Below are 25,344 nucleotides of genomic sequence, written 5' to 3'. Positions count from 1 at the left end.
CTTTCACTCGGCAGCGCTTGTGCGCACGGCCAGCTTATCGAATTGGAGTGTTACGCGCGCTCCCTGCGTGCCGCCACCGGGCGATGGCGCATCTTCAAGGATCAACCGCCCTTCATGCTCTTCCATGATGCGCTTGACGATGGCAAGCCCCAGGCCTGTGCCCTTCTCGCGCGTCGTCATGTAAGGCTCGGCCAGCCGGTGGCGGTTCTCACGCGGGAGGCCAATGCCATTGTCGGTCACCCGGATGAAGGGGTGGCCATCCTCAACACCCGCCACCACGGCAATGTGGCCGCGCGGCTCCGCCTGCTGCTGCAGACGGGTCTCGATCGACTCACGCGCATTCTTCACGAGATTGGTGATGGCCTGGGTGATGAGCCGCCGGTCAAAGGGGAAGGAGAATTCGCCGGCGCTGACATCAAGCTCGATGTCGATGTCAGACGAAGAGACGCGCTGCAGCACGGTGGCTTCGCGCACGATCGCTGCCAGCTGCTGCGGCTCCGGCACGGCTTTGGGCATGCGCGCGAAGGAGGAGAATTCATCGACCATGCGGCCAATGTCGCCCACCTGGCGGATGATGGTTTCGGTGCACTGGTCGAAGATGTGCTTGTCCGTCTGGATCTGCGCACCATACTTGCGCTTGAGCCGCTCGGCCGAAAGCTGGATGGGGGTCAGCGGGTTCTTGATTTCATGGGCGATGCGGCGCGCAATATCGGCCCAGGCGGAATTGCGCTGCGCGGAAACGAGATCGGTGATGTCATCGAAGGTCAGCACATGGCCGTGGGACGCATCTTCCGAGCTTTCCGTGGTGACGCGTGCGAACAGGCTGCGGCTTGCTCCCTTGCGCTCAATGTCCACCTGCCCTTCGGCAAAGCCGGAGGGCCTGGTGAGCGCCAGTTCGAAGATGGGCAGGAAGGGGGCGAGTGCCACTTCCGCAGGTTCCCCGATCAGATCATTCTCGCCGTGGCCGAGAAGATTGAGCGCCGACTTGTTGACAAGCGAAATGCGGCCCGTGGGATCGATGCCGATGACGCCGGCGCTGACGCCTGCGAGCATCGCCTCGGTGAAGCGGCGGCGCGCATCGATCGCGTCGCTGGCGGCGACGAGATCATCCCGCTGCTGCTTCAAGTGATCGGTCATCAGATTGAAGGTGCGCGACAGCGTCTGCAGATCTTCCGGCCCCTCGACGACGGAGACCTTGGCATCAAGCTCTCCCCCCGACACGCGCCGTGCGGCATCGAGCAGGCGGACGATGGGTGCCACCACCTTGTCCGAGAAGCGCAGACCCACCCAGATGGCGGCGAGAAGGAAGATGAAGCCCACGAGAGCATACATCAGCGCGAAGGTGACCTGCACGCCCAGCCGTTGGGACAGAAGCGTGTCATATTCCTGCTTGGCCTCACGCGTCTTCTCCAGCTGGTCCAGCACGGAGGGGTTGATGGCGCGGTAAACCATCAGGTAGGAATTCGGGAAATTCTGCAGTTTTATCAGTGCACGGACGGTGTTGCCCTTGCGGCCGGGCGGAATGATGACGAGTTCGCCCTTCTCCGCCCGCTGCAGGGAGAAATCGCTGGGCGGGAAGAAGTCGATCCTATCACTGGCGACGACCCTGGTTTCGAATTGCTGGACGCCATTGGCCTTCTGGGTTGGATCGAAGACGAAGGCCGCGGGAAGCCCATGAAGCGCTGCGTGGCGCGTGAGGCGGCGCTGAAAGCCTTCAGGGTCCGTATCGAAGAGTTCGCGCTGCTGGGAGAGATCGGTCGAGATCTGTACCACGTCATTGCGCACGGCCTCCGCATGTTCGCGGACATAGGATTCGGCCACGTTCACAGCTGAATCGACGATTCCCCTCGTGCGCAGCGAGAACCACGCATCAAGCCCGCGGTTGAGCGTGACCGAGGCAAAGACCGCAACGATGATGGCGGGGACGACGGCAATGACGCTGAACAGCGAAACGAGGCGGAGATGAAGGGACGCGCCCGGCGTTCCCCTTCGGCGCTCGATGATCAGGAACAGGAGCTGGCCCAGAACCATCAGCGCCATGATCATCAGCACGATGCCGTTCAGCAGCACGAGCAGCATGGTGCTTTCGCTCGTGGGCTTGATCGGCGTCATGCCCGTCAGGATGGCAAAGGTCGCAATGCCGCAGAGTACGCCCGCCAGCACGAGCGCAAATCCGGCCATGCCGGAGAAGCGGCGGAGCCGGTCTCCCACCCTGTTTTGAGCGCGTTCGATCATCGCAACCTGTTCAGCAGAACCTGTTGCCCGGAATCAACAGTAATTGTGGCTCATTTGCGACAGTTCCCCTGCGTCATCCGAGGCCGCGCACAACCTTGACCTGTCTATCTCGCAGTTTGACGCGCAATGTGTTGCGGTTGATGCCCAAAAGCTCGGCCGCGCGAAGCTGATTGCCCGCAGTGGCGGCAAGAACGGCACGCAGCAGCGGCGGCTCCACCTCAGCCAGAATGCGTTCATAGAGGCCTGCGGGCGGCAGCGTGTTGCCAAAGCCCGCGAAATACCGCGACAGATAGTTTTCCATGAATTCGGGCAGGCTGGCGCCGGAGAAATCCATAGGCTGTGCACTCTGCTGCACGGGAACGGACGCCAGCTCACGCTCGATGGCACCCGATGACACCGTGTCCTCGATCTCGATCGCCACGAGGCGGCGCAGCAGATTTTCGAGCTCGCGCACATTGCCGGGCCAGCGGTGGGACTGGAGCCGGTCGATTGCCTCCCGCGAGATTTCTTTCCGCGGCAGGCCCTCCTTCACGGCCTGGGCGAGGAAGTGGCGGACGAGGTCAGGAATATCTTCCACGCGCTCACGCAAGGGCGGCAGGCGCAGCGGCACCACATTGAGGCGGTAGAACAGATCCTCACGGAAGCTGCCCTGATTGATGAGCTGGCGCAGATCGCGGTGGGTGGCGGTGATGATGCGGACATTGGTCTTGATCGGCGCATTGCCGCCGACCGTCGTGTATTCGCCCTGCTGAAGCACGCGCAGCAGGCGGGTTTGCGCTTCGAGCGGCATGTCGCCGATCTCGTCCAGAAACAGCGTTCCGCCTTCCGCCTGCTCGAAGCGGCCGGCCATGCGCGAGGTGGCGCCGGTGAAGGAGCCCTTCTCATGGCCGAAGAGCTCCGACTCGATCAGCTCCCTGGGGATCGCCGCCATGTTGACGGCGACGAAGGGCCCCTTGCGGCGGCGGCCATAATCATGGAGCGCGCGGGCGACGAGTTCCTTGCCGGTGCCGGATTCGCCCACGATCATCACCGTCAGATCCGTCTGGGTGAGGCGCGCGATGATGCGGTAGATTTCCTGCATGGCAGGCGATCGGCCGACAATGGGAAGGGCTTCGGCCTGACTGCCGGCCGCCACCGGAACCGGCTTCTGCGATTGCTCGAGCGCGCGGCCCACGGTTTGCACCAGGGCATTCAGATCAAAGGGCTTGGGCAGATAGTCATAGGCGCCACGCTCGGCCGCGGTGATCGCCGTCATGATGGTGTTTTTCGCACTCATCACGATGACGGGAAGCGTTGGCCGCAGCTTCTTGATGCGGGGGATCACGTCAAAGGCATTCTCGTCCGGCAACACGACGTCAGTGACGACGGCATCACCCTGGCCCTCGGAGACCCAGCGCCACAGCGCGCCGGCGGTTGCCGTCGAGCGCACGGCATAGCCCGCACGGCTCAGGGCCTGGCTCAACACCGTGCGGATGGCGCTGTCATCATCGGCAATCAGGACGGTCTTGACGCTCATGGCAAATTCTCTCCTTCAAAGTCTCGGGGCGCTGAAGCGCCGCGCAGCATCGGCAGCAGCACGCGGAAGGTCGTGCCGCGCTCGCGCCCGACGCATTCGATGATGCCGCCATGGTCACGCACGATCTTGGCGACAAGCGCCAGCCCCAGCCCCTTGCCGCCGGGCTTGGTGGTCACAAAGGGATCGAAAATATTGGGACGGAGCTCCTCCGCCACGCCCGGCCCCGTATCATGCACGCAGACTTCGAGGGGAAGCGTGATGCGCTCGGAGGTTCCCGGCACGGTGAGGCGGATGCCCGGCCGGAAGGCGGTCGTGAGAAGGATTTCACCGGCCTCACCACCCTGCTGGATCGCTTCTGCCGCGTTCTTGGCGAGGTTCAGGAACACCTGCACGAGCTGGTCCTTGTTACCGAGCACGGGCGGAAGCGACGGATCATAATCCTCGCGCACGGTGACGCCCTGGCCGATCCCTGCATTGACGAGGCGCTTCACACGCTCCAGAACGGCATGGATGTTGACGGGGCTCTTCTCCAGCGGGCGCTCGTCCGAGAAGACTTCCATCTGGTCCACCAGGTCCCGGATGCGGTCCGTCTCCTCGCAGATGAGGCGGGCAAGGGCACGGTCCTCGGAGCCTAATGCGGGCTCCAGCAATTGCGCCGCACCGCGGATGCCGGCGAGCGGGTTCTTGATCTCATGGGCCAGCATGGTGGCCATGCCGGAGACCGAACGCGCCGCACCGCGCGAGGTGAGCTGGCGGTCAATCTTCAGCGCCATGGAACGTTCCAGCAGCATGACGATCACATAGCGCGGCGCGTCATGCATGACGGTGGTCTGGATATCGACCAGGCGCTCGCCGCCAAGCCGCGGGGTGCCAACGGCGACCGAATATTCATTGACCACGCCCGATGTGGCGCGGGCCTGCGCGACGGCGCCGAGCACGGGGCTGGAAAATGGCACGACATCGCCCAGCCGGTGGCGGATCAGCATATTGCTGCTGGCCTGAAAATAGCTCTCCGCCGCCACATTGGCCATGCAAATGCGCTCCATCTCATCAATGACGATGAGGGGATTGGGCAGCGCATCAACCACGGCCTTGGCGAGCGGTGCCTCAGGCGCCGGCAGTTTGTCCTTCAAGGAAGCGCTCATGCGGCGGCCCTTTCGCGCACCGTGTCATAAAGTTCATGGAGGCCGCTGCGGACGGCGGCATTGTCATTGGTGCGCAGCAGGGCGGCGCGCCACTGCGCGGCCTCATCATCCGGCAGCAGCTGGCGTTCGGACAGGCGGGAAATCGCCCAGCCCGTATGCTTGCGGGCGATACGATTGCCATGATGCGCACCGTGGTGGGACAGCATGCGCTCATGATGTTCGATCACGATCTCCGCCTCCTCGCCAATGCTCGGCTCTGCAACACCCGAGCCGGGATCGAGACCTTCGGCGATGACGCCCGGCCACCAGGGACGGCCATAGGCGCCGCGCCCGATCATCACCCCGTCAGCCCCGGATTTGGCCAGCATGTCGCGTGCATCCGCAACAGACGCGCCATCGCCATTGGCAATGAGCGGAATGGAAATTGCCTCACGCACCTTGGCTATCGCAGACCAATCCGCCTTGCCGCCATAGAACTGGCAGCGCGTGCGGCCATGGACAGTGACGAGTGCGATGCCCTGCCCTTCCGCCCGCCGTGCAAGTTCAGGCGCGTTCAAGGTTGCGTGATCCCAGCCCAACCGCATCTTGAGTGTGACGGGAACGGAGGAGGCTTCTACGGCAGCAGCGATCAGCCGTTCGGCATGGTCGAGATCGCGCATGAGGGCAGAACCCGAAAGCCCCCCTGTCACCTCGCGTGCGGGGCAGCCCATGTTGATGTCGATGATCTCGGCGCCCATGTCCTGCGCCACCTTCACGCCTTCCGCCATCCAATGCGGCTCACGGCCTGCAAGCTGAATGACGAAGGGCGAGAGCGATTCGGCGCCGAGCGCACGGCGCAGCATGTCCGGCCTGGCATTGACCAGCTCCTCGCTGGCCACCATTTCACTCACCACCAGCCCGGCGCCATGGGCGTGCGCAAGCGTGCGGAAGGGCTCATCCGTCACACCCGACATGGGTGCGAGGAAAACCCGGTTGCGCGTTTCGATGGCGCCGATCTTAATGCCCATTATTTGATCAGTGACTGCCGCTGTTTAATTTCAAGGCAAGATAGCCCGATGCTGCAATGCGTCAAGACCCTTTCTTGCGAGGCTTGCGAGCGCTTGCTAGAGCAGGTTCATGACAGTTGCGGCGGTGATCGTGGCCGGCGGCTCCGGCTTGCGCGCAGGGGGCGAAAGGCCAAAGCAGTATCAGCTCATCGGCGGCAGGCCGGTCATCTGGTGGACCTGCCGGGCATTCCTCGAGCACCCCGCTGTTTCTCATGTGCAGGCCGTGATCGGCGAAGGCCACGAGGCGATGTTCGCTGCGGCAACCGAAGGCCTTGACCTCATTCTGCCCGTGATCGGCGGTCAAACCCGGCAAGAGTCTTGCCGGATCGGCATTGAGGCCGTAGCGCGCCATGAGCCTTCGAAAGTGCTTATCCATGATGCAGCGCGTCCCTTCGTCTCCGCCTCTCTCATCGAGGAGGTGATTGGCTGGCTGGACCGCTTCCAGGCCGTGGTGCCGGGCATGCCGGTCGCCGAAACACTGAAATTCGCGCCGGGCGGCATCGTCAGCCGCACGGTGGACCGCAGCAGCATCTGGGCCGCGCAGACGCCCCAGGGCTTTCACTATGCGGAAATCCTCGCCGCCTATCGCAAGGCGGAGGCCGAACGCACGCAAGGGCTGACGGATGATGCTTCCGTTGCCGAACATGCAGGGATTGAGATATCCATGATCCCCGGCCAGATCGAGAACCGCAAGCTGACGACGGCGGATGACATCGTGATCGCCGACCGTGACATGATGGGGCGGCAATTGCAGAACCTTCCCGATATCCGCGTGGGCCAGGGGATCGACATTCATCCCTTCGAGCCGGGCGAATTCGTAACACTCTGCGGCGTGAATATTCCGTATGCCCAGCGCCTCAAGGGCCATTCGGATGCCGATGCCGCCCTGCACGCGCTGACCGATGCCATTCTGGGAACCATTGGCGAAGGCGACATCGGAACGCATTTCCCGCCAAGCGACCCGCAATGGAAGGGCGCTGCTTCCCGCATTTTTCTTGCGAAAGCCATGGAGCTTCTGGAAGCGCGGCGCGGGCTTATCGCCAATATCGACATCACCATTCTTGCCGAGGCGCCGAAGATTGCGCCGCATGTGGCGGCGATGAAGGCGTGTCTGAGCCCCCTGCTCCACCTTGACCCGTCGCGCATCGCGATCAAGGCCACGACGATGGAGAAGCTTGGCGCCATCGGCCGCAAGGAAGGCATCATGGCCTTCGCCACCGTAACCGTGCGGCTGCCGTGAGGCAGGTTCAGCCGCCCCTTATCCGTCACCCCAGCGAAGGCTGGGGTCCCGCGTCTGGCACGGTAAGCGGGATGCCAGCCTTCGCTGGCATGACGGAAGCGAGAGGGTCGTGACAGGATTTTGGGTGATGCGATGACCAGTGTAATTCCGTCGGGCTGCGGCATTGATCATGGTTCAGCACCGCTTTGTCCGTCACCCCAGCGACGGCTGGGGTCCCGCGTCTGGCACGGCAAGCGGGATGCCAGCCTTCGCTGGCATGACGGAAGTTTGAGACGGGTGACAGGATTTCGGGTGATGCGATGATCAGTGTAATTTCGTCGGGCTGCGGCATTGATCATGGTTCAGCACCGCTTTGTCCGTCACCCCAGCGACGGCTGGGGTCCCGCGTCTGGCACGGCAAGCGGGATGCCAGCCTTCGCTGGCATGACGGGAGTGTGAGACGGGTGACAGGATTTTAGGTGATGCGATGACCAGTGTTTTTCCGTCGGGCTGCGGCATTGATCATGGTTCAGGCGCCCCTTATCCGTCACCCCAGCGACGGCTGGGGTCCCGCGTCTGGCACGGCAAGCGGGATGCCAGCCTTCGCTGGCATGACGGAAGTTTGAGACGGGTGACAGGATTTCGGGTGATGCGATGACCAGTGTAATTCCGTCGGGTTGCGGCATTGATCATGGTTCAGCCCCGCTTTGTCCGTCACCCCAGCGACGGCTGGGGTCCCGCGTCTGGCACGGCAAGCGGGATGCCAGCCTTCGCTGGCATGACGGAAGTTTGAGACGGGTGACAGGATTTCGGGTGATGCGATGACCAGTGTTTTTCCGTCCAATCTCCTCTCCCGTGCTGCGGCACTGATCGACCATTGCCGGAAGCGGCGGTTGATGCTGGCGACGGCGGAGAGTTGCACCGGCGGTCTGATTGCCGGGCTGATCACCTCCGTACCCGGATCATCGGATGTGCTGGACTGCGGTTTTGTCACCTATTCCAATGGCGCCAAGAGCCGGATGATCGGCGTTCCTGAAACCTTGATCGCGCGGCATGGCGCGGTGAGCGAGGAGGTGGCGCGGGCCATGGCGGAAGGGGCGCTGGCGCAGAGCGAGGCTGATATTGCCGTAGCGGTGACGGGTGTTGCAGGCCCGGGCGGCGGCACGGCGCAGAAGCCCGTGGGCCTTGTGCATTGCGCGGCGGCCCGCAAGGGCCAAGCCACCATCACCCGCGTGCTGCGCTTGGGTGACATCGGGCGTGACGGCGTGCGGATGGAGACCGTTCGCGCTGCTGTGGAACTGGCTTACGAAATCGCCGGGCCGTAAAGCACCCGGGCCCGTTCCTCAAACGCACTCATCACCTTGCGGACCGCCAGATCGAACATGCCTGACAGCACGAATTGCAGGGCCCGGCTCTTCAGCTGGTAATCGACGGAAAAGGTGATGTCGCAGCGGTTCTCGCCCGTGGCCACGATGCGCCACTCGGACGTGAGGTGCTTGACCGGCCCCTCATGCGACTCCGCGCGCACGGTGAAGTTTGCGGGGTCTACCGTGACGCGGCTTACCATCACTTCCGCAATGCCGAGCTTGGCATAGGCAACCGTCAGCTCACCATCAAAGCGGTCCTGGCCATCCTCGCCCTTGATCGCGTTCCGCACAATGGAGCGTTTCACCAGCGGCAGAAAATCACGATAATGCGCCACGTCTCGCGCAATGGCGAAGACTTGTTCCACCGTGTACGGAACACTTCGGGAGACGCTGAACTGGGGCATCAGCCGCGCTGTATCCGCGCGGCGCGGAGCCTGGCGAAATCATCCCCTGCGTGATGGGACGAGCGCGTGAGAGGCGAAGAAGCGACCATCAGGAATCCCTTGGCGTAAGCAATCGTCTCATAGCCCTTGAACTCGTCCGGCGTCACGAACCGGTCAATCGCGGCGTGCTTGCGGCTGGGCTGCAGATATTGGCCGATGGTGATGAAGTCGATCTCCGCCGAGCGCATATCATCCATCACCTGCATCACCTGTTCGCGCGTTTCGCCCAGGCCCACCATGATGCCGGATTTGGTGAACATTGTGGGGTCCAGCTCCTTCACCCGCTGCAAGAGCCGCAGCGAGTGGAAGTAGCGCGCGCCCGGCCTGATCTTCAGATAAAGCGAAGGCACGGTTTCGAGATTGTGGTTGAACACATCGGGCTTCGCCTCAACCACGATATCAAGCGCGCCATCCTTTTTGAGGAAGTCAGGCGTCAGCACCTCGATGGTGGTCAAGGGCGATGCCTGGCGGACAGCCATGATGGTGCGTGCGAAATGTCTGGCCCCGCCGTCGCCCAGATCGTCCCGGTCAACCGAAGTGATCACGGCATGCGCCAGGCCCATGCGGGCAATCGCATCCGCCACCTTCTCGGGCTCATCCGCCACCAGCGCGTCCGGAAGGCCCGTCTTCACGTTGCAGAAGGCGCAGGCCCTGGTGCAGGTGTCCCCCATGATCATGAAGGTCGCGTGCTTTTTCGACCAGCACTCACCGATATTGGGGCAGCCCGCCTCTTCGCAGACGGTCACCAGATTATTCTCGCGCACGATCTTCTGGGTTTCGCCATAGACCGCCGAACCCGGCGCCTTGACCCTGATCCATTCCGGCTTCTTCAGAATGGGCGTATCAGGCCGATGCGCCTTTTCCGGGTGGCGTGGCTTGTCCTTGATGTCGACAATGGTGACCATGACGTCCTTCTACCGGTTGCGGAACAACCGCACGATGAACAGCAGCATGACAGCGCCGGCGGCCGCGACGATGAGATTGCCCCAGAACCAGCCTTCAAAGATTTCGCCCAGATGAATGCCGAGCGCATTGGCCAGGAAGGCACCGAGATAGGAGCCGATGATGCCGATGACGATGTTCATCAGCAGACCGTGATTTTCCTTCATCACCTTTTCGGCGATCCAGCCCGCAAGCGCGCCGATGAACAGCGTGCCGATCCAGCCCACGCCGCCGCCCAGATCCATCAACGTATTCGGTTCCATATGCTGCCCCTTCTTGGTTACTCATGTCATTCCCCTCCCCCTCGTGGCGGAGAGGAAAAACAAATAACAAGCCTTCGGTTCTAGATAAGCACTTCCACTGATCGCATCAAGCGGCCTGCCCTACATGTGAATGACGCGGCCATAGGCGTCCAGCACGCTTTCATGCATCATTTCGGAGAGTGTCGGATGCGGGAACACGGTGTGCATCAGCTCTTCCTCCGTGGTCTCGAGCCCCATGGCGATGACGAAGCCCTGGATCAGCTCGGTGACTTCGGCCCCCACCATATGAGCACCCAGCAAGCGGCCGGTCTTGGCATCGAAGATGGTTTTGACCAGGCCCTGATCTTCGCCCAGTGCGATGGCCTTGCCATTGGCGAGGAAGGGGAAGCGCCCGACTTTCAGCTCGAAGCCCGCCGCCTTGGCCTTGGCCTCCGTGAGGCCCACGCTTGCCACCTGCGGGTGGCAATAGGTGCAGCCGGGGATCTGCTCCTTCTTCATGGGGTGAACGTCGAGGCCCTTGATCTTCTCCACACAGATCACACCTTCATGCTCCGCCTTGTGGGCCAGCATCGGGGGGCCTGCCACATCGCCAATGGCGTAGACGCCCGGCACATTGGTGCGGCCGAAGCCATCCGTGACGATGCAGCCCTTCTCCGTTTTGACGCCGAGCGCTTCGAGCCCGAGATTCTCCACATTGCCCACCACACCCACGGCGGAGATCACACGGTCCACGGTGAGTGTCTCGGACTTGCCGCCGGCTTCGATGGTGGCGGTGACAGTGTCTGCGCCCTTGTCGAGCTTCGTCACCTTGGCGGCGAGGCGGAACTTGATGCCCTGCTTTTCAAGCTGCTTCTGGGCGAGCTTCGAGATCTCTGTGTCTTCAACCGGCATGATCTGATCCATGAGCTCTACCACCGTCACGTCCACGCCCATGGAATTATAGAAGGAGGCGAATTCGATGCCGATGGCGCCGGAGCCCACGACGAGAAGCGACTTCGGCATGGCCTTGGGCACCATGGCCTCGAAGTAGGTCCATACCAACTTGCCATCGGGCTCAAGCCCGGGGAGCACGCGCGGGCGGGCGCCGGTGGCGATGATGATGTTCTTCGCTGTGTAGGTGCCGGGGCCAAGCTTGTCCTTCGGCTCCGGGTTCTGCGGCTGGACGGCAGGCTTCGCGGGCTTTGAGACCACGATCTCATTGGGCTTGGTGAGCTTCGCTTCACCCCAGATGACGCTGACCTTGTTCTTTTTCAAAAGCATGGTGACGCCGCCATTGAGCCGGCCCGCAACGCCGCGCGAGCGTTGCACCACGGCTGCCGCGTCATAGCTGATGTTGTCCGCCGAGAGGCCGTAATTCTTGGCATTCTTCATGTAGTGGTAGATCTCGGCCGAGCGCAGCAGCGCCTTTGTCGGGATGCAGCCCCAGTTGAGGCAGATGCCGCCCAGATGCTCGCGCTCCACCACGGCCGTCTTGAAGCCGAGCTGTGCCGCACGGATGGCCGCCACATAGCCGCCGGGGCCGCCGCCGATGATGATGATGTCGAAACTGGTGTCTGCCATGTCGAAGTCCTCACTTATTGTCCGTCTCCCCAGCGCAGGCTGGGGGTCCCGCTTTGTGCGCCCCAAGCGGGATGCCAGCCTTCGCTGACATGACGGGTTACAGGGCTAGTATTCCCTTCACCACCGGCACGAGTGCTGTGCCAATGGCCCTGGTATTCTCCGCATCGAGATGTCCGCCATCCGTCGGGTCGGCCTTGGCCACGCGGCCGGCGTCGAAGAAATGGACGCCCATCTCCTTGGCCACGCGGGCATAGTGATGGGGAAACAGCTTCGACTCTTCGATCGCATGGCCCCAGAGATCGTTGAACCATTCATCCGTGGTCGGAACAAGTGCGGGCGGCGCCACGACCAGTACTTGCGGGGTCTTGTAGGCCGGGAGGAACGGAAAGGTCTGCACGATCTGGACGAGCCGGGTCATGCCCATCGCCGCATCGAAGGCGCGGCAGCGGTTGGCGAATTTGATGTCATTGGTGCCGAGCAGGATGATGACCAGGTCCAGCGGCTGGTGGGTGGAGAGCAGCATGGGAAGCGCCCGCGCCCCGTTTCGGTCATCAACCGTCGAGGGATCGTCGAAAATGGTGGTGCGGCCATTATGCCCCTCCTCCACGACGCGCGCCTGGCCGCCAAGTCCGGCCGCCAGAACATTGGGCCAGCGCACCTCAAACGGGTGGCGTTCCCAGATGCCGGCAATGAAACCCCAGGTGAGCGAGTCTCCGAAAGCGAGAATGTGTTTCATCTTGCCCCTCACACCAGCATCAGGCCGGGTTCTTCGAGATAGGCCTTGATCGCGCCGATGAATTCCGCACCGAGCGCACCGTCAATGCAGCGGTGGTCGGTTGAGAGCGTGATGGTCATCTGCTGCTCGATCTTGATCTCGCTGCCGCGCACCACGGGACGGCGTTCGGCAGAGCCGATGGCGAGGATCGAGGCCTGCGGCGGGTTGACGATGGCCGCAAAGCTCTTGACGTTCAGCATGCCCATGTTGGAGACGGAGGCGGAGCCGCCGGTATATTCCTCGGGCTTCAGCTTGCGGCTGCGCGCGCGGGCGGCGTAATCCTTCATCTCGTTCGAGATCTGGGCAAGGCCTTTGGTTTCGGCGCTGCGCACCACGGGCGTGATGAGGCCGCCGGGGATCGAGACGGCAACGCCGATATCCGCGTGCTTGTGGTGGATCATGGCGGCGTCTGTCCAGGAGACATTGGCGTCCGGCACCTTGATGAGCGCCATGGCCATGGCCTTGATGATGAAATCATTGACGGACACTTTCCAGAGGACTTTCCCCTCCTTGTCCTTCGGTGCCTGGAGGTTCACGCGCTCGCGCAGCTCCAGCAGCTGATCGATGGTCACGTCGACCGAGACATAGAAATGCGGAATGGTTTGCTTTGACTCGGTGAGCCGCTTGGCGATGACCTTGCGCATGGAGTCATGCGGCACGAGCTCATAGGAGCCCTCGGCAAAGAGCTTCAGCACCTGCTCGTCCGATGGCGCTGCGGCGAAGGCGGGTGCAGCGCCGGGCTTTGCGGCCGGTGCAGCACCGGGCTTGGCGGATTCGACATCCTTCAGAACGATACGGCCATGGGGGCCGGAGCCCAGCAGGGCCGCGATGTCGATCCCCTTCTGCTTGGCGATGCGCCGGGCGAGAGGCGAGGCGAAGACCCGCGCGCCTTCAGCCTTGGGGGCTGCGGCAGGTGCGGGTTGAGGAGTGGGTGCGCTGGCCACGGGCGCGGCGGCCGGAGCTGCTGCGGGTTTCGGTGCGGCGGGTGCAGCGTCCCCCTGCTTTTCGCCTTCACCGAGGATGATCGCGATCGGCGTGTTCACGGCAACGTCATCGGTTCCCTCAGCCACCAGCAGCTTGCCGATGGTGCCCTCGTCCACGGCTTCGACTTCCATCGTCGCCTTGTCGGTTTCGATTTCGGCCAGAACGTCGCCGGATTTGACGGCGTCGCCTTCCTTCTTCAGCCACTTGGAGAGCTTGCCCTTCTCCATGGTGGGCGACAGCGCGGGCATCAGGACATTCACGGGCATCGGCAGCGTTTCCCCATTCCGTCCCGGCGCGGCGCCAAGGCCGCGCCCGGGATTGCGAGATGACTTACGACTTGTTGGCCAAGGGCGAGAGCTGGGCGGCGACCTTGTTCAGGTCCTCGTTCAGCACTTTGCGGATCGCGGCGAAATTATCCGACGCGTTGCCGGTGCCCATTTCCGCGCAGGCGGAGGCCACCTGCTGCGCCATGCCGGCCAGCACATGGCCCCAGACCTCGGGCTTGCCGAAGGCCATGGCATGGAGCGAGAGGCTCAACCCCCCGCCGGTGATCCAGGCGCGGGCCACTTCGCCCGCTTTCGGATCATGAAACACCTCATGCGGCGGCTCCAGCTGGTGGGGGTGGGTTTCGCCGTGGTGGTTGTGGTGGTGATGATCGTGATCAGACATAGAGAACAGCCTTTGCAGCGGCGACCACCTCATCGGCATTGGGCAGCGCCAGTTTTTCGAGATTAGCCGCATAGGGCATGGGAACGTCCTTGCCGGCGACGCGTGCGACGGGCGCGTCGAGGTAATCAAATGCATGCGTCATCACCTGGGCGGCAATTTCACTCGTGACCGAGAATTGCGGATAGCCCTCCTCGACGCAGACGCAGCGGTTGGTTTTCTTCACACTCTCGACAATGGTCGGGAGGTCCATCGGGCGGATTGTGCGAAGGTCGATGACTTCGGCCTCGATCCCCTCGGCGGCGAGCTTCTCCGCCGCCGCCATGGCAAGCGTCATGCCGATGCCGAAGGAGACGATGGTGACGTGGTGGCCCGCCCTGGCAACGCGCGCCTTGCCGATGGGAACGATCCAGTCATCAAGCTTCGGCACCTCGAAGCTCTTGCCATAGAGGATTTCATTCTCGAGGAAGACCACGGGGTTGGGATCGCGGATTGCGGATTTGAGCAGGCCCTTCGCATCCGCTGCCGTATAGGGCATCACGACTTTAAGGCCGGGGATCTGGCCATACCAGGCCGCATAGTCCTGGCTGTGCTGGGCAGCGACGCGCGCGGCCGCGCCATTGGGGCCGCGGAACACGATGGAGCAGCCCATCTGGCCGCCCGACATGTAAAGCGTCTTGGCGGCCGAATTGATGATCTGGTCAATCGCCTGCATGGCGAAATTGAAGGTCATGAACTCGACGATGGGTTTGAGTCCCGCAAAGCCCGCGCCCACGGCAAGGCCGGTGAAACCATGCTCGGTGATGGGCGTGTCAATAACGCGCTTGGGCCCGAACTCCTCCAGCATGCCCTGCGAAATCTTGTAGGCGCCCTGATACTGTCCCACCTCTTCACCCATCAGAAACACGTCCGGATCGCGGCGCATTTCTTCCGACATGGCTTCGCGAAGCGCCTCGCGCACCGTCATGGTCACCATCTCGGTGCCGGGCGGGACTTCAGGTGACGCGGCAAGAGCCTGTTCCAGCACGGCAGGAGCGGAGACTGCGGGGGCATCCGTTGGCGGCGCCGCAGCGGGCGGTGTTTCAGCCTTTGGCGCTTCCGCCTTCGGTGCAGGGGCTGCATCCGCCTCGCCGATCACCGCAATCGGCGTGTTGACCTTGACGTTTTCTGTGCCGGCCGGGATCAGAATGGCCGTCAACTGGCCCTCGTCAATGGCTTCGACCTCCATCGTCGCCTTGTCGGTTTCGATTTCGGCCAGCACATCGCCGGGCTTCACGGTGTCGCCGACGTTCTTGAGCCATTTGGCGAGCTTGCCTTCTTCCATGGTGGGAGAGAGGGCGGGCATGAGGATCGATGGCATGGCGTCTCCCGGGGCTCAGGCGTTCACGTAAATGTCGGAATAGAGCTCGGAGGCATCGGGCTCCGGATCGTTCTGCGCGAATTCCGCGGCCTCCGTCACCTGGGCGCGCACTTCGGCGTCGATCTTCTTCAGATCCTCCTCGGTAGCGAGCTTGCCTGCCAGGATGCGGGCTTTCACCTGCTCGATAGGATCATGCTCCTCGCGCATTTTCTGCACTTCTTCCTTGGAGCGGTATTTTGCGGGGTCCGACATGGAATGGCCGCGATAACGGTAGGTCATCATCTCCAGAATATAGGGCCCTTCGCCCGCACGGCAATGCGCCACCGCCCGGTCTCCCGCTTCCTTGACGGCGCGCACATCCATGCCGTCCACCTGTTCGAAGGGAATGCCGAAGGCGCCGCCGCGTGCACCGAGCTGATCCGCGAGTGCCGTCGAGCGCGAGGCAGATGTGCCCATGGCATAGCGGTTGTTCTCGATGATGAAGATGACCGGAAGCTTCCACACGGACGCCATGTTGAACGTCTCATAGACCTGGCCCTGGTTCGCTGCGCCATCGCCAAAATAGGCAACCGACACATGGTCATTGCCGCGGTATTTATTGGCAAAGGCGAGCCCTGCTCCCAGCGGCACCTGGGCGCCGACGATGCCATGGCCGCCGAAGAACTGCTTCTCCCGGCTGAACATGTGCATGGAGCCGCCCTTGCCCTTGGACAGGCCGCCCCGCCTGCCGGTCAGTTCCGCCATGACGCCCTTGGGATCCATGCCGCAGGCCAGCATGTGGCCGTGGTCACGGTAGGAGGTGATGACCTGGTCCCCCTCCTTCTGCGCCATCTGCATGCCGACGACCACGGCCTCCTGGCCGATGTAGAGGTGGCAAAAACCGCCGATGAAGCCCATGCCGTAAAGCTGGCCCGCCTTCTCCTCGAAGCGGCGGATCAACAACATTTCGCGGTAGGCTGCGAGTTCTTCTTCCGTGGTGAAGCCGCTGTTGGTGAGATTGGGTTTCTCACCCTTGGAGCCCTTGCGGGGGACATAGGCCGACTTGACCGCCATGAATGCTTCCTCCAGCCGTGTTCAGGTTCTGGATACATAGCATTAAATGCTTGAGGATGCAGGCAAAAAGGCGAATTAACCGGATTTTGGTTTACCGCACGGATATCGCTCGCCTTTTAGCGCAAGGTGAAGGCCACCACATCCGTGGGTTTCGCGAGCTGAAGATTGCCGCGGGCAAGCTCGTCAAGAAGGTCAGGATCGATGCTTTCCGGGCGGAGAAGTGCAACCTTCCCTTCCATCCGGGCACGCTCCTGACGCATCCCCTCGTATTTCGCCTTGAGGCTCGCCACCTTGACCTCGAGGCCCTCGCGGTAGGGAAATCCGCGCGGCCCCTTCTCGGCATGCCAGGCGAAATAGCCGAGCAAAGCGCAACACACCAAGGTGACGATCAGGTCGAAGCGGCGCATGGACAGGAGACTCACCTATAAATCCAGTCGCAGGTTTCGGCGGACTCAGTTAACAAACCCTGACAGTTCCTGCGATTAATTCCCTTGACCTTTGCAGCCGCCGTGCCGATGTAACTCGTGGAGTTACCGATATGTTGTCAAGCAGCCGATTCATCGTCGCCGTCCATGCCATGAGCGTGCTCGCACGCTTCAAGGGCAAGGGACCCGTGTGTTCTGCGCTGGTGGCCCAGAGCGTGCACACGAACCCCGTGGTCATCCGCCGGCTGATGACCGAGCTGGAGAAGGCCAATCTGGTGAAATCCGTCGCGGGCCGGGCCGGCGGCTTCGAGCTGAACCGGGACGCCACGCAAATCACTCTCGCCGACATTTATTTCGCGGTCGAGGACGAGAACGTCTTCCGCATGCACAAGACGGATCCGCACTCGCACTGCCCGGTGGCCGCACAGCTGGGGCAGATCCTGTCAGCCCCGCTGCGGGCGGCGGAATGCGCGCTGCATTCCTCCCTCGCCAAGACGTCGATCAGCGACGTCGCATCCTCCATCGTCTGACACCTCGGATATGGCTGACGCCGCAATAAGGGCGAAGGCCTCCCCGCTGCTGTCGCTTCTGGCCCTCGGCAACTTCGTCGTCGGCATGGGCGTGTTCGTGGTGATCGGAATCGTGACGCCGATTGCCGAGGGCCTCGGCATTTCGAAATCCGATGCGGGCATTCTGATCACCAGCTATTCGATTGCCTATGCCGTGCTCTCGCCCATCGGCGCGGCGCTGACCGGCCGGATGCGGCGCCGAACGGTGCTGGCCGCTGCCCTGGGGCTGTTCTGCATCGGCACGCTGGTCTCCGCCATGGCGGGGTCACTCACCATTCTGACGCTCTCACGGCTGATCGTGGCGCTGGGTGCGGCTCTGTACACGCCGCTTTCGGCTGGGGTTGCCGTGGCCATCACAGCGCCCGAACAGCGCGGAAGGGCACTGGCCCAGGTGTTCGGCGGCATCACGCTGGCGCAGGTGGTGGGTGTGCCCTTGGGCGCCTGGATGGCCTACCGTTTCGGCTGGCATGCGCCGTTCTTCCTGGTCTCCTTCCTCACCGCCATTTGCATGATCGTCCTGATACGGATGATCCCGCGCGACATCCATGTGCCGTCGGGCAGCGTGACTGCGATTTTCGGCACGCTGGCAAATGTCCGGCTGATGCTGGCCGTCAGCTTCACCGCCACGCTGATGGCATCGGTCTATGTGGTGTTCACCTATTTCGGACCCATCATCGAGACATCCGCGGGCTTAAGTCCCGAAACCCGCAGCCTCTATTTCGTGCTCTTCGGCATTGGTGCGGTGGGTGGCAATTACGTGGGCGGCTTCTTAAGCGACCGGTTTGGGCCAATCCGCACGCTGATCCTGGTGTGCGTGGCGCATATGGCGTTTCTGCCATTGTTTTCGGTGATGCCGTGGAACCCTTGGCTCCTGGCGCTGCTGGTTCTGGTGTGGAGCAGCTTTGCCTGGTGCTTCATGCCGCCGCAGCAATCGCGCCTGGTGGCCATGGCGCCCGAGATGGCGGCCCTGGCCCTCGCCCTCAATGCGGCGATGCTCTATCTGGGGATCGCCATCGGATCCGCGGTTGCCGCACAGCTTCTGGCCTGGGGCGGGCTGCCCGTCCTGGGCGTTGCCGCAGGGATTGCGGCCACATGCGCGCTGCTCCACCTGCTGCTGTCGATTTGGGTGTCCGGGCGCAAAGCCGCTATTTGAGACGGGCCTTGACGAAGGCACCGGCACTCGCCAGCGCATTTGCCGCCTCGGGTGCTGGTGCACCCTGGAACACGTGCCACATGCCTTCGTAGAGATCGATTGTCGCGTCCACGCCATGATCGCGCAGGGCGCGGTAGACGCGCACACTGTCACTCAGAACGATGGTGCGGGTTCCGTCCTGGATGAGGGTCGGCGGGAACTCCTTGTCGAACTGCGCATAGACCGGCGAGACCCGCGGGTCCTTCAAGTCGAGCGCACCGGCATAGGCGCGGGCGGCATTGGCCAGGAGGCCATCATAGGACAACGTCGGATCGGCATGGGCCAGGGTGATGGCCGTGTCCCCCGAATTGCTCAAATCCCCCCAGGGCGAAAACAGCACGAGCGCTGCGGGGACGGTTGCCCCCTGCTCCCGCAGATTGAGCACGGCGCGCAAGGCGAGATTGCCGCCGGCGGAATCGCCCCACAGCGCCACCTTGTCCATGGTGAGGCCCTTGGCCGCCAGCCCGCCCAGAACCGCCGCGACCTGAGCTTGAACGCTATCCCACTGCACAGCGGGCGGGTTGGTGTAGTCGATCGAATAGACCCTGAGGCCCGTTGCCTTCGCCATGAGCGCCGCGAGGCCCGCCATGGAGCGCGCCGAGAACAGCGTGAAGGCGCCGCCGTGGATATAGATCAGCGCGCGGCCATTTTCCGTCCAGCCTTCGGGCCGCACATCGAGCACTGGAACACCGCCGATCACGTCATCCGCCAGCGTGGCACCCGTCTGTTCGAGGACGATGCGGTTCGGCTCTTCGAGGGCTTTCTCCTGTGCGGCGTGGAGCGCTTTCCAGCCGGCGAGGTCCGTGGGCGCGGGGCCGATCAGCTGCTTCAGTCCCGCATTGCTCAGGAATTCGATGACGGCCCGCGCTTCCGGCGAGATGGTGCCGGGGAGCGGCACCGGCGCGGTGCTTTCCGCCGCAAGCCCTCCCCCCGTGAAGGCGGCGAACGACAGCAGGCTCAAGCCAAAGCGAAGACCGGGAATGGGGCGTGAGAAGATGGCCATGGCTGAAGAGACCTCCGGAGTTTGGACTCGGTGAGCTTGGTTCTTAGAGGCTCGGGCCGTAATCTGGAATCGCTCTTTTTGCAGCCGTCATCCCGGCGCGGGCTGGGGTGACGGATATATTGTGATTACGCGATATATCTTGAAGAACGGTAGCTTCACGCCACGGCTGCAATCTCAGAAAGGTGCAGGACCTGGTGCGAAGGATGCGATGACGTTTCCTGACAGGTTGATATTGTCCGGGTTGAGCATCCGCACCGGCTGGCCCTTGTCAAGGTTCACCAGCGACAGATCGGCCCAGATCAGGTTCGGACTGTTGCTCAGTTCGAAGTAATAGCGTTTGTCCGTCAAATTGGCGGCGGTGCGGTATTCGGTGTTGTAGATGCCAAAGCCCTTGTAGGGCGCGCCGAAGGGCACGGAGACGTTGCGGGCAATGGCCAGAACGCCGGCCGCGGCCTCACGCTCACCCTTGGGCTTTGGAAGAAGGTTCAGATAATAGGTGGCGCGCTGGAAACGGTCCACCGGGTTGACATTGCCAGGAAGCGGCATGGTGCTCGAGGGCTTGGAGAAATCCTGGTTCTTCAGCAGGGCGAGTTGCTGATCATAAGCAGGATCATTGGTCATCACCACGAAGTCCCGGCCATGGTGAATGACGGGCTTTCCGCCGATGAATTCGATGATGGCCGAATCTCCGCTCGCATCCTCGATGGCCAGGTGCACATTGGCCTTGTGGCCGTTGGCTTCAACCATGACGACCTGGATGCCGTCGAACAGCTTCAGCGCCTCTTCCACGGTTGCGGCATTGTCCAGCAGGTATTGCGCCCAGAGGCCGGCGTGGAGGCCCGGCTTCGACACGTCCCGCGCGCCGAAATCCGTGTCGTTGAGATAGAGCATGTGAGCGCCGAGACCGGCCTCGTTGATGCCATCCGCCGTGCCGATCCCGTAGATGGTGGTGACGAGGCTTCCGTATTTGGAGGTCCAGCGGGCCGGATTATCGGTGACGATCACCTCTGCCCCCGCCTTGCCGCCGCCCCGCTCTAACCCACGCGGGAAAATGGTGAGCACTGGCTCCGTGCTCTCCGGCCAATCCATGGTTCTGCCGGTCATGACGGCATAGCCATTGTCGTTCCACAAGACCCGCGTGCAGGCATCCGCGATGCCCGGCAGGGACGCGATGCCCGCCAGCGCGGCGACGGAGAGGAACAGGCAAGCGCGGAGACGGGTCATCGGGTTACTCCTGTGAGAGGTGATGAAACCTAGAGTAGCGCGTGATCCACCCGATTTGCAACGTCCCCTCACCCCGAGGCGCAAAGGAAACTCAGGTCGCGATCGCCTGCTGCAGGTCGCCGATCAGATCATCCGTGTCCTCAAGACCCACAGAGAGGCGGAGCATGCCGTCGGTGATGCCCATCATGGCCCGCGCCTCCGCCCCGATATTGCGGTGGGTGGTGGAGGCCGGATGCGTCATCAGGGATTTGGCATCGCCCAGATTGTTCGAGATGTCGATGATCCCCAGATGGCGGAGCAGATCGAAGGCTTTCTTCTTGCCGCCATCCACTTCGAAGGTGACCATGGTGCCGCCCAGCGTCATCTGCTTGCGCGAAAGGGCGGCTTGCGGGTGGGAATCGAGATGCGGGTAGAGCACGCGGGAGACGCCGGGCATGGCCTCGAGCGCCTCGGCGACCTTGCGGGCAGCATGACTCTGCGCCTCGACGCGGAGCTTCATGGTCTCGAGGCCTTTGAGCAGGATCCAGGCGTTGAAGGGCGAAATCGAAGGCCCCGTGTGGCGGAGGAAGGGCTTCAGCTGCTCTTCCTTGAACTTCTTGGTGGAGACGATGGCGCCGCCCAGGACGCGGCCTTGCCCGTCCATGTGCTTGGTTCCGGAATAGACGATCACATCCGCGCCATAGGTCAGCGGGCGCTGCAGGATGGGGGTGGCGAAGATATTGTCCACCACGACATTCGCACCCTTTGCCTTGGCGATGCCGCAGACGGCTTCGAGGTCGATCACGTCCAGCGTGGGGTTCGATGGCGTCTCGAGGAACACACATTTGGTCTCGGGCGTGATCGCCTCTTTCCAGGCGGCAAGATCGCTCCCGTCCACCAAGGTGGTGCGGATGCCGAAGCGCGGCAGGATCGAGGTGATCACCTGATAGCAGGAGCCGAACAGCGCCTTCGAGGCCACGAGGTGGTCCCCTGCCTTCAACTGGCAGGCCAGCGCGCCGAAGACCGAGGCCATGCCAGAGGCCAGCGCATAACAGGCCTCTGCCCCTTCGAGCAGCGCCAGGCGCTCCTCGAACATGGTGACGGTGGGGTTGCCGTAGCGGCCATAGACATAGCCATCATCCTCGCCCGCAAAGCGCCGTTCTGCGGTTTCGGGTTCGTCATAGACGAAGCCCGAATTCAGGAAGAGGGCTTCCGAGGTTTCGCCATGCTCGGTGCGGTCAAGCCCGCCGCGCACCAGCTTGGTGGCGTCACCCCAGCTCTTCGGGTCTGACTTGTGCTTCTTCATGGCGTTTTCCCGATCTGCTCAGCTCTGGACCCAGGGGAGCCCCGCGGCCTTCCAGCCGCCGAGCGTGGCGCGGTGGCCGGTTGCGTCCTTGTCACCCTCGAAGCCCTGGGCCACGTTCCAGGCATTGCTGTAGCCTGCCTGCGTCAAAGCCGCGGCGGCCGAGGCCGAGCGCGCGCCCGACCGGCAGATGCAGAGAATCTCGGCGTCCTTCGGCAGTCCCATCTGCTCGACCTCGGCGACGAAATTGCCATTGACCTGCATCGAGGGGAAAACCTGCCAGGACAGGCGGATCAGGCGCTCCACCGCGGGCACGCCGACGAACACCCATTCCGGCTGGGTGCGCACGTCAATCAGCACGGCGGACGGGTTGTTCTGGAGCCGCTGATAGGCTTCGGCCGGAGAAATATCACCCTGATGCATGGAACGATCCGTTCGTTGTTTCGAACGATTTAGTCGAAACGGAAGGGTCCCGCAAAGGAAAATGCCTCACGCCTGTGACCGGTGAATGGCTGGCCCGCGCCCGTGAGACAGTCTGGCGCTTCCGGATTACCACCCTGGCCTGATAGATCAGCTCACCACCTGACCCGGAGTTGCCCCCATGTCCAAGTCCCTGCCCGCCCGCGCCGATGTCGTCATCATCGGTGGCGGCATCGTCGGCTGTTCGATCGCCTATCACCTCACCAAGGAAGGGATCACCGACGTTGTGCTGTTGGAGCGGAAGCAATTGACATCCGGCACCACCTGGCATGCGGCAGGCCTCGTGGGCCAGCTCCGCGCCACGCGCAACCTGACGGAGCTGGCGAAATACACAGCCACCCTGTTCGAAGGCCTGGAGGCGGAAACCGGCCAGGCCACGGGCTTCAAGCAGAATGGCTCGATCTCCGTGGCGCTGACCGAGGGCCGGCTGGAAGAGCTGGTCCGCGGCGCCTCCATGGCCAAGAACTTCGGCCTTGATGTGCAGGTGATCTCGACAGGTGAAATTCACGAACGGCTGCCGCACTACAATATGGAGAATGTGAAGGGCGGCGTGTTCCTGCCCAAGGACGGCCAGGTGAACCCCATTGACGTGACCCAGGCGCTGGCCCAGGGCGCCCGCGCCCGGGGTGCGAAGATCCTCGAGAATGTGAAGGTCACCCGGGTGCTGGTGAAGAACGGCAGCGCCTATGGCGTCGAGACGGCGGACGGCACCATTCTGGCGGACAAGATCGTGGTCGCATCCGGCATGTGGTCACGCGATCTGGGCCGCTCCATCGGCGTCAACATTCCGCTCCATGCCTGCGAGCATTTCTACATCGTGTCCGAGCCCATTGCCGAATTGGCGCGCAACATGCCGGTGGTGCGCGTGCCCGATGAATGCACCTATTACAAGGAAGATGCGGGCAAGCTGATGGTCGGGGCCTTCGAGCCCAAGGCCAAGCCCTGGGGCGGCGGCGGCATTGACGAGGAACATGCCTTCGTGACGCTGCCAGAGGACATGGACCATTTCGAGCCGATCCTTGCCAATGCCATCAACCGCGTGCCGCTGCTGGAGACAGCCGGCATCCAGCTGTTCTTCAATGGCCCGGAAAGCTTCACACCCGATGTGAAATATTACCTGGGCGAAGCGCCGGAGGTGAAGAACGTCTACGTGGCGGCGGGCTTCAACTCGATCGGCATCCAGTCTTCTGGCGGTGCGGGTTTGGTTCTTTCCAAATGGATCAAGAACGGCTATCCGCCGATGGATGTGACCGGCATGGACATCCGCCGCATCCACCCTTTCCAGTCGGTGAAATCCTATGTGCGGGAGCGTGTGTCGGAGAGCCTGGGGCTGCTCTATGCCATGCACTGGCCTTACCGCCAGGCGGAAACGGCGCGCGGCGTCAGGCGTTCGCCGCTTTATGCTTACGAGAAAGAGCTGGGCGCCGTGTTCGGAGAGGTGAATGGCTGGGAGCGCCCCAACTGGTATGCGCGCGGCGGCGTGAAGGCTGAGTATGAATATTCCTATGGCCGCCAGAACTGGTTCCCTTGCGCGGATTACGAAGCCAAGCAGCTCATGAATAATTGCGCCTTCTTCGACCAGGCGAGCTTCGCCAAGTATTCGGTCGAAGGACGGGATGCCTGCAAGGTTCTGAACCGGGTTTCAGCCGCCAATGTGGATGTGGAACCGGGCCGCATCGTCTACACCCAATGGCTCAATGAGCGCGGCGGCATTGAGGCGGATCTGACCGTCACCCGGATCGAGGAGAACAAGTTCCTGGTGGTGACAGGTGCCGCCCCCCAGACGCGGGATATGGCCTGGCTCAAGCGCCACACGCCGGCGGACGCGCATTGCGTGGCAACCGACATCACGTCTGGCCTGCCGATGATCGCGGTGATGGGCCCCAAATCCCGCGCGCTGCTGGAAAAGCTCTCGGGCGAAGACCTTTCAAATGCGGGCTTCCCCTTCGGCACATCACGCGAGATCGAGATCGGCTATGCGCGGGTGCGGGCGAGCCGCATCACCTATGTGGGCGAGCTGGGTTGGGAGCTTTACATCCCCACCGAATTCACGGCCCATGTGTTCGAGACGCTGCTGGCGGCAGGCAAAGAGTTCGGCCTCACCCCTGCCGGCATGCACACCATGAACAACTGCCGCACCGAGAAGGCCTACCGCCATTGGGGCCATGACATTGCCGACGAGGACACGCCTATCGAGGCGGGCCTTGGCTTTGCCGTCGCCTGGGACAAGCCCGGCGGCTTCATTGGCCGCGAGGCATTGGTGAAGCAGAAGGCCAATCCGCTGCAGGCCAAGCGCTTCGTCTGCCTAGCGCTGGAGGATAATTCCGATAAGGCGCCGATGATCTATCACGAGGAGCCGATCTACCGGAATGGCGTAATCGTGGGCTCCACCACCTCGGGCGCCTGGGGGCACCGGGTGAACCTGTCACTGGGTCTGGGCTATGTGCACAACACGGACGGCGTGACGCGCGAGTGGATCGAGAGCGGCACATGGGAGGTGGAACTGGCCTGGAAGCGCTATGCCGCCAAGGTTCAGTTCCAGGCCTTCTATGACCCGAAGGGCGAGCGCATCAAGGCGTGACGGCAGCACGCGCT

General features: G+C 62.8%; 23 protein-coding genes. 5 read left to right on the top strand and 18 right to left on the bottom strand.

Translation table 11 applies throughout. From position 1 onward, the window contains the following. Positions 1-3: 3 nt before the first annotated feature. The 4 genes from ACO06F_RS01820 to dusB all read right to left on the bottom strand — a co-directional run bounded on the left by ACO06F_RS01820 (position 4) and on the right by dusB (position 5,903). On the bottom strand, positions 4-2,235 hold the full coding sequence (locus ACO06F_RS01820) for an ATP-binding protein (protein ID WP_421694998.1): 2,232 nt from the start codon (positions 2,233-2,235) through the stop codon (positions 4-6). A gap of 73 nt (positions 2,236-2,308) precedes the next feature. Beyond that, the gene (gene ntrC / locus ACO06F_RS01815) at positions 2,309-3,751 is read right to left on the bottom strand and encodes a nitrogen regulation protein NR(I) (protein WP_421694997.1); all 1,443 of its coding nucleotides are present in this window, start codon (positions 3,749-3,751) and stop codon (positions 2,309-2,311) included. After that, positions 3,748-4,896: a two-component system sensor histidine kinase NtrB gene (locus tag ACO06F_RS01810; protein ID WP_421694996.1), complete on the bottom strand. Its 1,149-nt coding sequence runs from the start codon at positions 4,894-4,896 to the stop codon at positions 3,748-3,750. Before ACO06F_RS01810 ends, ntrC begins: the two co-directional genes overlap by 4 nt. Further along, positions 4,893-5,903: a tRNA dihydrouridine synthase DusB gene (gene dusB / locus ACO06F_RS01805; RefSeq protein WP_421694995.1), complete on the bottom strand. Its 1,011-nt coding sequence runs from the start codon at positions 5,901-5,903 to the stop codon at positions 4,893-4,895. The genes ACO06F_RS01810 and dusB overlap by 4 nt, the downstream gene beginning before the upstream one ends. 109 nt (positions 5,904-6,012) lie before the next feature. Between dusB and ACO06F_RS01800 the strand changes: the two genes are divergently transcribed. Both ACO06F_RS01800 and ACO06F_RS01795 read left to right on the top strand, forming a co-directional pair. Next, positions 6,013-7,182, top strand: a complete 1,170-nt coding sequence (locus ACO06F_RS01800) for a bifunctional 2-C-methyl-D-erythritol 4-phosphate cytidylyltransferase/2-C-methyl-D-erythritol 2,4-cyclodiphosphate synthase (protein WP_421694994.1) — start codon at positions 6,013-6,015, stop codon at positions 7,180-7,182. Between the two features lie 800 nt (positions 7,183-7,982). After that, complete coding sequence (locus ACO06F_RS01795) at positions 7,983-8,486, top strand: CinA family protein (RefSeq protein ID WP_421694993.1); 504 nt, start codon at positions 7,983-7,985, stop codon at positions 8,484-8,486. On the opposite strand, the gene ACO06F_RS01790 is transcribed toward ACO06F_RS01795, so the two are convergent. From ACO06F_RS01790 to ACO06F_RS01745, 10 genes are all read right to left on the bottom strand, one after another. Continuing rightward, entirely contained in the window at positions 8,465-8,932 is a 468-nt protein-coding gene (locus ACO06F_RS01790) for a type II toxin-antitoxin system RatA family toxin (RefSeq protein WP_421694992.1), read from the bottom strand. The two genes, ACO06F_RS01795 and ACO06F_RS01790, sit on opposite strands and share 22 nt — an antisense overlap. After that, positions 8,932-9,876: a lipoyl synthase gene (gene lipA, locus ACO06F_RS01785; RefSeq protein WP_421694991.1), complete on the bottom strand. Its 945-nt coding sequence runs from the start codon at positions 9,874-9,876 to the stop codon at positions 8,932-8,934. The genes ACO06F_RS01790 and lipA overlap by 1 nt, the downstream gene beginning before the upstream one ends. 9 nt (positions 9,877-9,885) lie before the next feature. Then, positions 9,886-10,176, bottom strand: a complete 291-nt coding sequence (locus ACO06F_RS01780; RefSeq protein WP_421694990.1) for a GlsB/YeaQ/YmgE family stress response membrane protein — start codon at positions 10,174-10,176, stop codon at positions 9,886-9,888. Between the two features lie 120 nt (positions 10,177-10,296). Then, entirely contained in the window at positions 10,297-11,736 is a 1,440-nt protein-coding gene (gene lpdA / locus ACO06F_RS01775; protein ID WP_421694989.1) for a dihydrolipoyl dehydrogenase, read from the bottom strand. Between the two features lie 97 nt (positions 11,737-11,833). After that, on the bottom strand, positions 11,834-12,472 hold the full coding sequence (locus ACO06F_RS01770) for an SGNH/GDSL hydrolase family protein (protein ID WP_421694988.1): 639 nt from the start codon (positions 12,470-12,472) through the stop codon (positions 11,834-11,836). Between the two features lie 8 nt (positions 12,473-12,480). Further along, a complete protein-coding gene (locus ACO06F_RS01765; RefSeq protein WP_421694987.1) occupies positions 12,481-13,761 on the bottom strand; it encodes a pyruvate dehydrogenase complex dihydrolipoamide acetyltransferase in 1,281 nt (426 codons plus the stop codon). A gap of 64 nt (positions 13,762-13,825) precedes the next feature. After that, the gene (locus tag ACO06F_RS01760) at positions 13,826-14,164 is read right to left on the bottom strand and encodes a DUF5076 domain-containing protein (protein WP_421694986.1); all 339 of its coding nucleotides are present in this window, start codon (positions 14,162-14,164) and stop codon (positions 13,826-13,828) included. Then, complete coding sequence (locus ACO06F_RS01755) at positions 14,157-15,521, bottom strand: pyruvate dehydrogenase complex E1 component subunit beta (RefSeq protein WP_421694985.1); 1,365 nt, start codon at positions 15,519-15,521, stop codon at positions 14,157-14,159. Before ACO06F_RS01755 ends, ACO06F_RS01760 begins: the two co-directional genes overlap by 8 nt. Positions 15,522-15,536: 15 nt before the next feature. Further along, the gene (gene pdhA, locus ACO06F_RS01750; RefSeq protein ID WP_421694984.1) at positions 15,537-16,574 is read right to left on the bottom strand and encodes a pyruvate dehydrogenase (acetyl-transferring) E1 component subunit alpha; all 1,038 of its coding nucleotides are present in this window, start codon (positions 16,572-16,574) and stop codon (positions 15,537-15,539) included. A 116-nt stretch (positions 16,575-16,690) separates the two neighbouring features. Continuing rightward, on the bottom strand, positions 16,691-16,996 hold the full coding sequence (locus tag ACO06F_RS01745; protein WP_421694983.1) for an FtsB family cell division protein: 306 nt from the start codon (positions 16,994-16,996) through the stop codon (positions 16,691-16,693). A gap of 116 nt (positions 16,997-17,112) precedes the next feature. On the opposite strand from ACO06F_RS01745, the gene ACO06F_RS01740 reads away from it, so the two are divergent. Both ACO06F_RS01740 and ACO06F_RS01735 read left to right on the top strand, forming a co-directional pair. Further along, on the top strand, positions 17,113-17,529 hold the full coding sequence (locus ACO06F_RS01740) for an RrF2 family transcriptional regulator (RefSeq protein ID WP_421694982.1): 417 nt from the start codon (positions 17,113-17,115) through the stop codon (positions 17,527-17,529). Between the two features lie 10 nt (positions 17,530-17,539). Beyond that, positions 17,540-18,721, top strand: coding sequence for an MFS transporter (locus tag ACO06F_RS01735; RefSeq protein ID WP_421694981.1), 1,182 nt, complete (start codon positions 17,540-17,542; stop codon positions 18,719-18,721). On the opposite strand, the gene ACO06F_RS01730 is transcribed toward ACO06F_RS01735, so the two are convergent. The 4 genes from ACO06F_RS01730 to ACO06F_RS01715 all read right to left on the bottom strand — a co-directional run bounded on the left by ACO06F_RS01730 (position 18,714) and on the right by ACO06F_RS01715 (position 22,692). Next, a complete protein-coding gene (locus ACO06F_RS01730) occupies positions 18,714-19,763 on the bottom strand; it encodes an alpha/beta hydrolase (protein WP_421694980.1) in 1,050 nt (349 codons plus the stop codon). The two genes, ACO06F_RS01735 and ACO06F_RS01730, sit on opposite strands and share 8 nt — an antisense overlap. A gap of 174 nt (positions 19,764-19,937) precedes the next feature. Continuing rightward, positions 19,938-20,987 carry a linear amide C-N hydrolase gene (locus ACO06F_RS01725; protein ID WP_421694979.1) on the bottom strand — a complete coding sequence of 350 codons (1,050 nt, stop codon included), beginning with the start codon at positions 20,985-20,987 and terminating at the stop codon, positions 19,938-19,940. A 91-nt stretch (positions 20,988-21,078) separates the two neighbouring features. Continuing rightward, complete coding sequence (metZ, locus tag ACO06F_RS01720) at positions 21,079-22,272, bottom strand: O-succinylhomoserine sulfhydrylase (RefSeq protein ID WP_421694978.1); 1,194 nt, start codon at positions 22,270-22,272, stop codon at positions 21,079-21,081. Between the two features lie 18 nt (positions 22,273-22,290). Then, a complete protein-coding gene (locus ACO06F_RS01715; RefSeq protein ID WP_421694977.1) occupies positions 22,291-22,692 on the bottom strand; it encodes a rhodanese-like domain-containing protein in 402 nt (133 codons plus the stop codon). Between the two features lie 178 nt (positions 22,693-22,870). On the opposite strand from ACO06F_RS01715, the gene ACO06F_RS01710 reads away from it, so the two are divergent. Beyond that, positions 22,871-25,330 (top strand): GcvT family protein, encoded by a 2,460-nt coding sequence (locus tag ACO06F_RS01710; protein WP_421694976.1) that lies wholly within the window; start codon positions 22,871-22,873, stop codon positions 25,328-25,330. The last annotated feature ends 14 nt before the right edge of the window (positions 25,331-25,344 follow it).

Origin of the sequence: Aestuariivirga sp. (genome assembly GCF_965227715.1) — a bacterium.
Lineage (GTDB): Bacteria > Pseudomonadota > Alphaproteobacteria > Rhizobiales > Aestuariivirgaceae > Aestuariivirga.
The sequence above is the reverse complement of the archived record's forward strand: the minus strand, read 5'-3'. Positions and strand labels throughout refer to the sequence as shown.